The following is an 11,451-nucleotide window of genomic DNA, read 5'->3' as shown; positions in this document are numbered from 1 at the left end:
TTTTGCGGCTAATTGACGCTACGGTCTCGTCGATTCATCAGTCGAATTTCTGATTCGAAATCCTCGGCAGACTCGAACGATTTATAAACCGAGGCAAATCGCAAGTACGCCACTTCGTCTAATTCACGTAGTGGTTCCAGAATTGCCAAACCTATATCGTTCGCGTGGATTTGGGAACTACCGTGGCTACGGACTGTTTCTTCGACTTCTTGAGCAAGGCGTTTTAACGCGTCGTCGCTGACATCACGCCCCTGGCAGGCGCGGCGCACACCCACGATAACTTTTTCCCGGCTAAACGGTTCCGTCAGTCCATTGCGCTTCACTACCAACAACTGGGCTTTTTCAATTGTTGTAAAACGACCGGAGCAGGATGAGCATTCACGCCGGCGCCGAATCGCGGTGCCACTGTCAATAACCCGAGAATCGATAACCTTCGATTGTTCGTGATGACAAAACGGACAATGCATCATTGCTCCTTAACCAGACTTCCGGTGCACGCAAGTTCTTAACAATAACATCGTACTTCCCCGTCGATGATTGCTCACAAACGCACCGCCAGCCAATCCGCAACGACGTTTAATGCGAAACTACATCATTGTCGGCATAAACAACCGCTGGGTAGGAATTTTCGTTCATCGAATCGTCAATCGCGGCTTGACCCCCGAAGTAAAATCCGATGCCGATGATTGAACCAAACAATAGGCCAAATAAATAGTTCTTGAAACCACCGACGTGCGATATGTCGGGGTTCGTTGCGTTGGAAACCGACTTCCAATTCGAACAAGAGGCCGCATCAGAACCAATAGCGCCTCCCTGATTGAGTGCGATGCTACTCACAGATGCGTGCTCAACGCGAGTATTTAACGTTCGAACCTGGCGACCAACACCAACCCCTATAGGAAGCCGATTACCGTCCCACGTATCCGCCGGAGGCACCACTTGAACAGTTCCACGTGACCGTTGTGGCACGAAACCACTGTCACGGTGAAGAAACGAAGCACTCTTTTGGTAAACATTTCCCGAAGTAATGGTCATGTCCTTCTCCTCATTCTTGTGCCGTTGAACAATTGAAAACAAGATATCGTTCTACTCTGACGTGAACCGAAGATTCACCGCTTGTTTGTTCGAAAAACTTAACTTGATTCGAATTATGCGCTTCGAACAAATGGTTGTCAAGAATTTTCGAAAATTTTTCAAACACTTGTGTCCAAACCTGCAATGTTCGACTAAGCTATAAGGCAAAAGCTACGTTTTTTCGAACACCACCAAATGGAATTTAAACCATATTTTTCATATAAAACGTGCAGTTTGTTCGAATAGTGTCTAAACTGAGAAGTTAATCGCCATAACAAGGAGAATTCATGCCCCGAAAGAAAGCAACCACAACCCCTACCGGAAAAACCGATCTCGACTCACTAACAGAACGTCAACGCCGCATCCTGCAGGTGATCCGAGATGCTGTAATCCTGCGAGGATACCCGCCAAGCATTCGAGAGATCGGCGACGCGGCAGGCCTGCAATCCACCTCTTCCGTGGCATACCAGTTGAAAGAGCTTGAGCGCAAAGGTTTTTTGCGGCGTGACCCAAATAAGCCGCGTGCGGTAGATGTTCGCACTCTTCCCGGTGACGATCTACCAAAAGCTGGGCCCAAAACGAAGGGTGGAAAAGTTTTTTCCACACCCCCATCGGAGGATGCATCATCCCCTCAGTTCATTCCAGTTGTCGGAAGCATAGCTGCCGGAAACCCGATTTTGGCGGAAGAAAATGTATCCGCATACTACCCACTACCTGAAGAGATTGTGGGCAGTGGCGAACTGTTTATGTTGCAAGTTGTCGGCGAGTCTATGCGTGATGCTGGAATCCTCAACGGCGACTGGGTTGTCATCCGTTCGCAAAAGGTTGCCGAGCAAGGCGAATTTGTCGCCGCAATGATCGATGACGAAGCCACCGTCAAAGAATTTTTCAAAGACGAAAGTGGCACATGGCTCTTGCCGCACAACGAGGCATTTAGCCCTATTGCCGTCACTCCAGATACAGAACTACTGGGAAAAGTTGTTTCGGTTATGCGTAAGCTCTGACGCATCTCCCCACAAGCGGGCAGCGGTTACGTAATTCCGCTGCCCGCTTTAGAGCTTTAAATCTCACCCAAAACCCCACAATATACACCCCCATTAAGGGGGTGTATTGGAGATCACAAAACCACTTTCAAACTCACACGAGTGTTGGTTTTTCCTGCGCTTAGCTTTAAAGAATCTGATAGACACCTTCTTTTGTGTCCGAAAATGCACGAATTCACTTTTGAATTCTGCGGTTGCGTGGGCTTAAGGCGTGCAAGAATAAACAAAGTAAGCACGTCAGACCAATAAGCAATCGGACAGACCCAAGTACTAGTTGGTGTTGTGATTGTTTTTGATATTCCACATTAAAGGAGCGTCGAAAGAATGTACTCGGAGGAACGCCGCCGTCAGATTGCGTCACTGACCGCGGTTGAAGGTCGCGTTAATGTTACTGAATTAGCTGCCCGCTTCGACGTCACCGCGGAGACCATTCGACGTGATTTAGCCGTGCTTGACCGTGAGGGAGTTGTGCATCGTGTTCACGGCGGGGCAGTTGCGAATCAAACCTTCCAGACAACCGAATACAGCTTGGACACCCGCGCGCGTTCCGCTTCAAGCGCAAAAAACTCCATCGCCCAGGCAGCCCTGCAGTTCCTACCAGAATCTCAAGGTGGCATGTTTTTAGATGCAGGCACTACCACCGCAGCGTTAGCCGAAATGATTGCTATGCAACCGTCAGCGAAACACTGGTCAATTGTCACCAATAGCCTGTCGATTGCGCTGACGCTAGCCAATTCTGGATTAGACGAGATTCAATTGCTGGGCGGTTCGGTGAGGGGGATCACCCAGGCAGTTGTAGGTGATACTGCGCTACGTACGCTGGCCCTTATGCGAGCAGAAGTAGCATTCATTGGTACTAACGCGTTAACGCTTGATCATGGTCTTTCAACGGCAGATTCCCAAGAAGCTGCCATAAAATCCGCCATGATAACAAACGCCCATAAGGTCGTCGTTCTTTGCGACTCCACAAAGATGGGAACTGATTACCTCGTTAGTTTTGGAACCGTTGCTGATATTGATGTTCTTATCACCGATGCCAATGCACCTGAGTCGTTTGTTAAAGCATTACGCGAACGCGATGTGCAGGTAATTATTGCGAACTAAGTTCGGATGCTTTACGACGATAAAGCCGCTCCACGAGTATTTGTGGAGCGGCTTAAATGATTGCCGGATTGAGAGGTACTACTCCCCTAATAGAATCTCCCGCACCAAGGCACGCGCATTTGTGGCGCCTTCGGCGTCAAGAGCCACCTCGGCTGCCCGCTTACAGGTTTCGAAGTCAACCGCAGCCAATTGCGCACCTACACCGGCAATCGCAGTCGCTGCAGCGGAGAGAGAGTTAACTCCCAAACCGGTCAGGACGCAGGCCAAAAGTGGATCTGCCGCAGCTTCGCCACAAACGCCTACCGCAGTATTGAAGCGCTGCCCTTCTTTACAGGTGTGCTCAATCAACCGCAATACTGCTGGCTGCCAGGGGTCAGTCAGGTACGCCAGCTGAGGTGAAAGCCTGTCGGCAGCCATTGTGTATTGGGTGAGATCGTTTGTGCCGATAGAAACGAAATCCAAATGCGGCATAATCTTATCCGCCATCAATGAAGCTGCTGGAACTTCGATCATGGCCCCGGCAGTCAAACCACGCTCAGCGCACAATCCGGCAAACCATTTCGCCTCACGGGCAGTGGCGACCATTGGTGCCATCACCCACGTCGGGGCGGTCTCCTCTGTGCGGCCCAATTCTTCAGAAGCTTTCGCAATTGCGTCTAATTGCCGGGTCATCAGTTCTTCATTTGCCCGAGCAACGCGCAATCCGCGAACGCCGAGAGCTGGGTTGACTTCGTCCGCCATCGTCGCAAAGGCAACTGGCTTGTCAGATCCTGCATCCAACGAGCGCACAACTACCTTCGAATGCGGGAATTGCTCGAGGACTTTCTTGTAAACCTCGGCTTGTTCCTCAACAGAAGGCTCGGTCGTTGCGCTTAGGAAGCACAATTCAGTGCGGAAAAGCCCAATTCCTTCCGCTTGTGATTGCGTTGCCGCGATGCGGGCGGCGTCGCCGTCTTGGACATTCGCGAGCAATTGAACTCGGTGCCCGTCTTTTGTTTGCGCTGGTCCACGCCATTGAGCGATTCGTTCTGCCAATAATTTGGATTCTTGTTCGGCAGCTTTTGCTGTTTCTGGATCGGCGTTAACCGTGACCGTACCCAATGAACCATCAACCAGCACCATCTCGCCTTGTGTGATGTCTTTTACTTTGTCGCCCGCCGCAACAATGCATGGAACGTTGAGTTGGCGAGCGATGATTGCGGTGTGGGATGTTGGCCCGCCGAGTTCGGTCACCAGCCCCACGAAGTAATCAGTATTCAATGCTGCAGTATCAGCAGGCGATAAATCATCGGCAAATAAGACGACTCGTTCAGTGACGTCAGGCAATCCTGGCTCCGGCTCGCCGCGTAATTCAGCAACGACACGATCCCGAATATCGCGCAGGTCGGTGGTGCGTTCTGCCATAACTCCACCGACTGCTTCGAACTTCGTGATGAATTTGGTCGTGGCGGCCACTACCGCGTAGGGGGCTGGATGCCCGCCTTGAATCCCTTTGGTCACAGCCTTGCGCCAACCGCGATCGTTGACCATGCTTGCGGTAGCTTTGAGAACCTCAGCGGCAGCGCCTTCGGCATGTTCCGAACGCGTAGTCAACCGCTGCGCAACCGTGTCGGCAGCTTGTACAAAGCGTTCCTGTTCAGATTCTCGCTGTCCTTCATCTATAACATCGCCCGCCTGAGGAAGTTCCGGCCGTGGGCTGATCCATACTGCTTTGGCGTAACGAACGCCAGGAACTACAGCAGTGCCTTTAAAAACAGTGCCATTATTCACACTATTCACTCTCAGTCACCTGTCTTCACATTGGAGTGGGTATTAAGACTAGGACACCATAAAATCCACAGCACCGCAACCAAAAACACAGAAAATCAAAACATTTATTTCTGCAATCCATTGACAAACAAAAACAAATGGGCATAAACTTGGGTTTGAATCCAACATTTTCTACAATACGCCGCGTCAAAAAGGGTATTTTCCCTGGAATTTTTCGTATAGTCGACAAAGGCAACATTGAATATGTTATTTCCCACAACACACCCCCATTGACGCAAAACAGAACCAATAACAATAGACAGCACCTAACGCTTACATAGCTCCACTGCCATCGTTATGTGTTTCAGAGTTTGAGGAGGTGAGTTCGGAGCAATTATGGCCACCGTCACCGAAGTTTCCAATCGTCAATCACTCATCGCCGCCATCACGAATCAGTATGGGCGTTGCACAGTTTCCGATCTCGCCCATCGGTTCAATGTGACAGCAGAAACAATCAGACGAGATCTCAAACTTTTAGAAACCAACGGCATGCTTCGACGGGTCCACGGCGGCGCTGTGTCCGGTTCAGCCACTAAACCCAGTGAATTGCGTGCTGTCGATGAACACGACGATTTGCCAATTCAGCAGTCCCAAAGACGAAAGAATTCTATCGCTCAGCTCGGTGTCACTTACATTCCTGGCCCCCATGCCGCCATGTTTATCGATGCAGGTTCAACTACTGAAGCTTTTGCCCAAACACTTGCACGCACCTATGTTGGCCAACAGTGGAATGTCGTCACCAACTCTCCAAATATTGCCCATACTTTAGCTTCAGCTGGCGTGCCCTCTGTGATCATCCTTGGTGGGATTCTAAAACCACGTACCCAGGCAATCGTCGGCCCCCAGGCAGTCCAAGATCTCCAACGTTTACGTGCGGATATCGCATTTATGGGCACAAACGGACTGAGTATCGACCATGGATTAAGCACCTCCGATCCCCGCGAGGCAACAATTAAATCACTAATGATTCAACAATCGAAGTTCTCGGTTGTGTTATGCGATTCCACGAAAATCAACCGCGAATCCGCAGTATCCTTCGCCCAACTTTCTGAAATAGATGTCGTTATTTCGGATCGCCAAGCACCTGAAGATTTTTCCCAAAAACTTTGCCCGTTTAACACAAGAATGGTGATTCCATGATTATCACGGCTACCCCTAACCCGAGCGTCGATTCGACGTTTCAGCTGACGGAGAAGCTCATCCCTGGCACGGTCATGCGACTCAGCGCCGCGGTGTCCGTAGCTGGAGGCAAAGGCATTAACGTCGCCCACGCAGTCCATAACGCCAACAAAGCTACTACAGCTATCTTTCCGGCCTCCCAGGACGACCCCTTCGTCGGACTTGTTCAAGAAGTGGGATTGCCGTTCGTGACAACCCCCACTGACTTCCCGGTCCGAGTCAATACCACATTGGCTGACCCAGATGGTGAAACCACAAAGCTCAACGGCATCGGTGCGCAATTGAGCACCTCCGATTTACAGGCACTAGAAGCCGCGATTGTAGCTCAGGCCCAGTCCGCAGACTGGGTGGTACTTGCTGGCTCATTACCTCCGGGTGTTTCTGCTGACTGGTACACGCACGTAATTGAATTGCTGCGTACGAGGGTGTCACCTGCGCCAAAAATTGCCGTCGACACGTCCAATGAACCGTTGTTAGCCATAGCAAACGCGCTGCCAGACAACGCCCCCACATTGCTGACACCCAACAGCATTGAACTTGGCCAAATAATTGGAGCCGCCGGAGACGAACTAGAAAAAGCAGCGATGAACGGCGACTATCTTCCGGTGGTTTCAGCAGCGAATCAACTCGTGGAAAAGGGAGTTGAGATGGCGCTGATCACTCTAGGCGCGGCGGGAGCAGTTTTAGCCACCACAGACGGGGCTTGGGTTGCCAATACCCCGAAAACCCAAGTGGTATCGACAGTTGGTGCTGGCGATTGCGCCTTGGCCGGTTTCGTGATGGGGCAAGCTGCCGGACTTAACCCAGCCGATTCTCTAGCATTGGGAGTAGCTTACGGCAGAGCGGCTGTCATGCTACCTGGTACGACAATTCCGACCCCGGAGCTAATAGACACAAGCGCCGTGACCGTCCGCCCATCTCAGACTTCAGCTGAACAAGCAGCGCTGTAGCCGATCCTCGGTGTAACGGAATTTCATAACTAAAAACCCACATGTTTCCCACTACTTAAGGACTATCCATGTCTGAGAACATCATCACGCAGCAGTTAGTTGAGCTAGATGCTAACCTCGGCGAAACGCCACCTGAAGTGATCAAAAATCTGGCCTCCGCTGTGACATCCGCCGGACGCGCCACCAATGCAGAATTGCTTTTCGACGACGCCAATGCTCGGGAACAAAAATCCCCCACCGGTGTCCCCGGTGGAATCGCTATTCCACACTGCCGTTCGGAAGCAGTTGTCGAACCAACCTTGGCTTTTGCTCGGTTAAGTAACCCAGTGGATTTCTCCGGTCCCGATGGGCCAGCAGACCTTGTTTTCTTGATTGCCGCCCCAGCTGGCGCAGGAAAAGCGCATTTAAAAATCCTCTCCAAGCTGGCCCGTGCATTGGTACGGAAAGAATTTGTGGCCGCCCTGCGCGCCGCATCGTCCAAAGAAGAATTAGTAGCGCTGGTCACCGAAGTTGTTACAGTTCCGGATAAAACGGCACCGAGTTCTCCACAACCGGAAACCACAGTAAGCCAGGAACCAACAACCAGCAATGCCACTTTCACAATCGCAGCTATCACGGCTTGCCCAACCGGAATCGCACACACCTATATGGCAGCTGATTCTCTCGCGCAGGCGGCAGCAGAGCGCGACGACGTGGTGCTTCATGTGGAGACCCAAGGTTCCTCGTCAATCACCTCTCTTGCCGAAGACATTGTTCGCAACGCTGATGCCGTTATTTTCGCCACCGATATCGGAGTGAAAAACAAAGAACGTTTCGCTGGAAAACCGGTCATTGAATCCGGCGTCAAACGAGCAATTAACGAGCCGAATGTGATGATAGATGAGGCAATTGCAGCAGTATCAAACCCACAGGCACCACGGGTTTCTGGCAGCACAAGCTCAGCATCCGAAGATGCATCCGCCGCCGGAGCAAGTAGCTTAAGCATCGGAAAGCGGCTACAACAAGCCGTCATGACCGGAGTCTCCTACATGGTTCCATTCGTGGCAGCTGGCGGTTTGCTACTAGCTTTGGGATTCTTGGTCGGCGGCTACGATATGGCTAACGGATGGATGCATATCGCCACCGAATATTCGATAACCAACCTTCCTGGCCACTCCATGTTTATCGACGGCGCTGAGGTGACCTTCGACCGTGCTGGATTGAGTCTGTACCTAGGTGCTGTTTTCTTCGCGATCGGACAAGCTGCCATGGGCTTTGTCGTGGCCGCATTGTCCGGATATATCGCCTACGCACTTGCTGGTCGGCCCGGCATCGCGCCAGGATTCGTCGGCGGCGCAATCTCAGTCACTCTCGGCGCGGGCTTCATTGGTGGCCTCATCACCGGTATCATCGCCGGGCTTCTAGCCATGTGGTTGGGTCAGTTGCGTGTTCCACGAATCCTGGGTTCCTTGATGCCCGTCGTTATCATCCCACTAGTTGCATCCTTAGGCGTTGGCCTCCTGATGTTCCTGTTCTTAGGACGCCCCCTCGCTGCCGTGCTCACTGCGCTACAAGACTGGTTAGCGGGAATGTCCGGTTCCTCTGCCCTCGTGCTGGGAATCATCTTGGGGCTGATGATGTGCTTCGACCTAGGTGGACCGGTCAATAAGGCCGCGTATCTGTTCGCAACAGCAGGCCTTTCAACAGGCGATACCGCTTCGCTTACCATCATGGCCGCAGTCATGGGCGCCGGCATGGTTCCCCCGATTGCGCTATCACTTGCTACCTTGATTCGTAAAAACCTTTTCACACCGGCCGAACAAGAAAACGGCAAATCCGCCTGGCTGCTTGGAATCTCATTCATTTCCGAAGGCGCGATTCCATTCGCAGCCGCGGATCCGTTGCGCGTAATTCCATCCATGATGGTTGGCGGTGCGGTAACCGGCGCCCTATCGATGAGCTTGGGCGTGGCTTCTCGCGCTCCGCATGGTGGTATCTTCGTCCTCTTCGCTATTGATCCGATTTGGGCATGGTTGGTGGCAATTGCAGCTGGCGTCATCGTGTCTACCGTATTAGTCCTCGCCCTCAAGCAATTCTGGCCGAACCCATTAGTTGCAAGTGCTGCCCAAGCAACCGCTAAAACCACAGCAACCGTCTAATGATCGTCCAGGTTCACGTATGATGCCCTCCAAAAGAAGGTATCGAACGAACCGAAGACCATAACGGATTGGTGATACTTGCTGGATCGGGGTGCTCTCGATAACCGCTGGTTATATCGATAATCTTCACGGGTCACCCCGCGCCAGCAAAGAAAACCAAAAATCCCATGCCCGATTGGTGGCGAAACCACAGAATTCCACATAGAATCGGGCATAGGCGTAGAACGAATTATCCACATCACTAGAGTTAGAACCACTTGAAGGTTAGAACTCTAAACCGAGTAGACATTTCTTCTCCGACTTTCATCACATCCCTCTTCCCTATCTAGTTAATAAACTCCCTAGTTAGGTTTTTAGAAAGGACCATCACATGGCTTCCAAGACAGTTGTCGTAGGTTCCGCAGTCGGCTTGCACGCTCGTCCTGCTTCCATCATTTCTGAAGCTGCAGCAGAATATGACGACGACATCTTCCTCTTTCTCGAAGGTGAGGAAGACGAAGAGGTAGACGCAGCTTCTTTAATGATGATCATGGCAATGGGCGCAGAAAAAGGCGCAAAGGTGACTGTCACCTCAGAAAACGCAGAAGCGGTTGAAAAGATCGCAGACTTGATCGAACAGGATCTCGACGCTTAACTTCTCCCCCTTTTTAATACAGGTGTGCCGGTGGAAGACTTGGTATTCAAGTCTTCCACCGGCACATTTGTTACTTAGCCTTTAATGCACAAAAGGGTATCCAGTTTCGCAACTATCTCAACTAAATCACGTTGAAAATCCATCACACGGTCAAGATCCTTATAGGCCCGAGGAGCTTCATCCAACACTCCTCGATCTTTGCGGCACTCAACGCCAGCGGTTTGTTCCAATAAATCCGCCAAACTGAACGTTTGTCGCGCTTCAGACCTGCTCATTACGCGACCCGCGCCGTGGGAAGCGGAACAAAACGAAGATTCGTTCCCGAGCCCACGAACGATATATGCTCCGGTTCCCATCGAACCTGGGATAATCCCCAGCTCGCCGCGCCGGGCGCTAATTGCGCCTTTCCTTGTTATCACCAGTTCAAGGTCGTCAAAACGCTCTTCGCTGACATAATTGTGATGACAATTAATGGGTTCGCCACAGCTAAATCCCGGAATAAACGCACGAAATGCCTTGATGATCGATGCCATCATGACACGACGGCTAAACGCAGCGTATTCCTGCGCCCAGTAGAGATCATGCAAGTAGTCTTTCCATTCGGGAAACTCGTGTCCCGATTCATCGCGGTGCAGGAAAACTGCAAGATTCCGGTCGGGTAAGTCGCTATTCCACTCCAAGTTGCGTGCCCGAGCTATGTGCTGCTCAGCGAGCGCTTTTCCAATTCCGCGGGAACCTGAATGCAGCATCAACCAGAGCGTGCCAGCGCTATCGGCGCACAGTTCTATAAAGTGATTACCACCGCCTAAAGTACCGCACTGGCGCACGCTAGTTTTTTCCAAGTTAGACACGTCAACCCGCAATTGGTTGAACCTGGAGTACAGTTTTTTCAGATCTCGGCGAAAAAATCCATCGGTTTTGAAGATTTCAGCCTTGGTTTTATGCTTCGCAAACCCAACCGGGACAACAGATTCCCACGCGTTCCTGATGCTCGAAAGATCGGCTGGCAGGTCAGCGATAGTTATGCTGAGTTTCACCGCAATCATGCCGCAACCGATATCGACTCCAACCGCAGCCGGAGAAACTGCCTGGCGCATTGCGATAACGCTACCGACGGTTACGGAATTACCAGAATGTACATCCGGCATGATCGCAATACCGTGCACGTTCGGCAACGCGGCAACCGTGCGGATTTGACTCTGGGCAGAAAAATCGATCTCTAATAACGGCGACCATAATTTCACCGGCGCTTCGGTGCCTGGTAAGGATTGGGGTAGACCGTAGTCATTGACGGGATGGCTATACTGAACGGACTTTGTGTCCATGAGAAACTCCAAAGTTTGAGAAAAATACTGACAATTGGTTAACGGGTAGCTAGCCTATGCCGCCGCTGTCGGTTACTACTGAAGGGCAAGCTTCATAATCGGTGCTACCTAATCGCACCGATGACCTAACTACCGAATACAACTGAGGTTTTCTCACCAGAGCTTCTTGTGGTTGAGGCGTAGGACAACAAGTGC

10 protein-coding genes are annotated in these 11,451 nt (G+C 51.4%); 6 read left to right on the top strand and 4 right to left on the bottom strand.

All coding sequences use genetic code 11. The annotated features are described in order from the left end of the window. Positions 1 to 8: 8 nt before the first annotated feature. Both nrdR and Q4D85_RS10305 read right to left on the bottom strand, forming a co-directional pair. On the bottom strand, positions 9 to 467 hold the full coding sequence (gene nrdR, locus Q4D85_RS10310) for a transcriptional regulator NrdR (RefSeq protein ID WP_303200265.1): 459 nt from the start codon (positions 465 to 467) through the stop codon (positions 9 to 11). Between the two features lie 109 nt (positions 468 to 576). Beyond that, positions 577 to 1,035 (bottom strand): hypothetical protein, encoded by a 459-nt coding sequence (locus tag Q4D85_RS10305; protein WP_303200207.1) that lies wholly within the window; start codon positions 1,033 to 1,035, stop codon positions 577 to 579. 326 nt (positions 1,036 to 1,361) lie between these two features. On the opposite strand from Q4D85_RS10305, the gene lexA reads away from it, so the two are divergent. Together lexA and Q4D85_RS10295 are read left to right on the top strand one after the other, a co-directional pair. Further along, entirely contained in the window at positions 1,362 to 2,078 is a 717-nt protein-coding gene (gene lexA, locus Q4D85_RS10300; RefSeq protein ID WP_303200206.1) for a transcriptional repressor LexA, read from the top strand. Between the two features lie 363 nt (positions 2,079 to 2,441). Continuing rightward, entirely contained in the window at positions 2,442 to 3,221 is a 780-nt protein-coding gene (locus Q4D85_RS10295; protein WP_303200204.1) for a DeoR/GlpR family DNA-binding transcription regulator, read from the top strand. 78 nt (positions 3,222 to 3,299) lie between these two features. Here Q4D85_RS10295 and ptsP read toward each other — a convergent pair whose 3' ends face one another. Beyond that, a complete protein-coding gene (gene ptsP, locus Q4D85_RS10290; RefSeq protein WP_303200202.1) occupies positions 3,300 to 5,000 on the bottom strand; it encodes a phosphoenolpyruvate--protein phosphotransferase in 1,701 nt (566 codons plus the stop codon). A gap of 366 nt (positions 5,001 to 5,366) precedes the next feature. On the opposite strand from ptsP, the gene Q4D85_RS10285 reads away from it, so the two are divergent. The 4 genes from Q4D85_RS10285 (at position 5,367) to Q4D85_RS10270 (ending at position 9,931) form a co-directional block, all read left to right on the top strand. Further along, positions 5,367 to 6,170: a DeoR/GlpR family DNA-binding transcription regulator gene (locus tag Q4D85_RS10285; RefSeq protein ID WP_303200200.1), complete on the top strand. Its 804-nt coding sequence runs from the start codon at positions 5,367 to 5,369 to the stop codon at positions 6,168 to 6,170. Beyond that, positions 6,167 to 7,159: a 1-phosphofructokinase family hexose kinase gene (locus tag Q4D85_RS10280; RefSeq protein ID WP_303200199.1), complete on the top strand. Its 993-nt coding sequence runs from the start codon at positions 6,167 to 6,169 to the stop codon at positions 7,157 to 7,159. The genes Q4D85_RS10285 and Q4D85_RS10280 overlap by 4 nt, the downstream gene beginning before the upstream one ends. A gap of 68 nt (positions 7,160 to 7,227) precedes the next feature. Then, the gene (locus Q4D85_RS10275; RefSeq protein WP_303200197.1) at positions 7,228 to 9,297 is read left to right on the top strand and encodes a fructose-specific PTS transporter subunit EIIC; all 2,070 of its coding nucleotides are present in this window, start codon (positions 7,228 to 7,230) and stop codon (positions 9,295 to 9,297) included. A gap of 370 nt (positions 9,298 to 9,667) precedes the next feature. Further along, the gene (locus Q4D85_RS10270; RefSeq protein ID WP_303200195.1) at positions 9,668 to 9,931 is read left to right on the top strand and encodes an HPr family phosphocarrier protein; all 264 of its coding nucleotides are present in this window, start codon (positions 9,668 to 9,670) and stop codon (positions 9,929 to 9,931) included. Between the two features lie 74 nt (positions 9,932 to 10,005). On the opposite strand, the gene Q4D85_RS10265 is transcribed toward Q4D85_RS10270, so the two are convergent. Beyond that, positions 10,006 to 11,256, bottom strand: a complete 1,251-nt coding sequence (locus Q4D85_RS10265) for an RtcB family protein (protein ID WP_303200194.1) — start codon at positions 11,254 to 11,256, stop codon at positions 10,006 to 10,008. Positions 11,257 to 11,451 lie beyond the last annotated feature (195 nt).

It is taken from the genome of Corynebacterium sp. (assembly GCF_030532965.1).
Taxonomy (GTDB): Bacteria; Actinomycetota; Actinomycetes; order Mycobacteriales; family Mycobacteriaceae; genus Corynebacterium.
The sequence above is the reverse complement of the archived record's forward strand: the minus strand, read 5'-3'. Positions and strand labels throughout refer to the sequence as shown.

What these genes read in the sequence shown, in the direction of transcription:
- Q4D85_RS10285 (WP_303200200.1), top strand. Translation starts at nt 5,367, where the DNA reads ATGGCCACCGTCACCGAAGTTTCCAATCGTCAATCACTCATCGCCGCC.
- Q4D85_RS10270 (WP_303200195.1), top strand. Translation starts at nt 9,668, where the DNA reads ATGGCTTCCAAGACAGTTGTCGTAGGTTCCGCAGTCGGCTTGCACGCT.
- Q4D85_RS10280 (WP_303200199.1), top strand. Translation starts at nt 6,167, where the DNA reads ATGATTATCACGGCTACCCCTAACCCGAGCGTCGATTCGACGTTTCAG.
- Q4D85_RS10265 (WP_303200194.1), bottom strand. Translation starts at nt 11,256, where the DNA reads ATGGACACAAAGTCCGTTCAGTATAGCCATCCCGTCAATGACTACGGT.
- lexA (WP_303200206.1), top strand. Translation starts at nt 1,362, where the DNA reads ATGCCCCGAAAGAAAGCAACCACAACCCCTACCGGAAAAACCGATCTC.
- Q4D85_RS10295 (WP_303200204.1), top strand. Translation starts at nt 2,442, where the DNA reads ATGTACTCGGAGGAACGCCGCCGTCAGATTGCGTCACTGACCGCGGTT.
- Q4D85_RS10275 (WP_303200197.1), top strand. Translation starts at nt 7,228, where the DNA reads ATGTCTGAGAACATCATCACGCAGCAGTTAGTTGAGCTAGATGCTAAC.
- nrdR (WP_303200265.1), bottom strand. Translation starts at nt 467, where the DNA reads ATGCATTGTCCGTTTTGTCATCACGAACAATCGAAGGTTATCGATTCT.
- Q4D85_RS10305 (WP_303200207.1), bottom strand. Translation starts at nt 1,035, where the DNA reads ATGACCATTACTTCGGGAAATGTTTACCAAAAGAGTGCTTCGTTTCTT.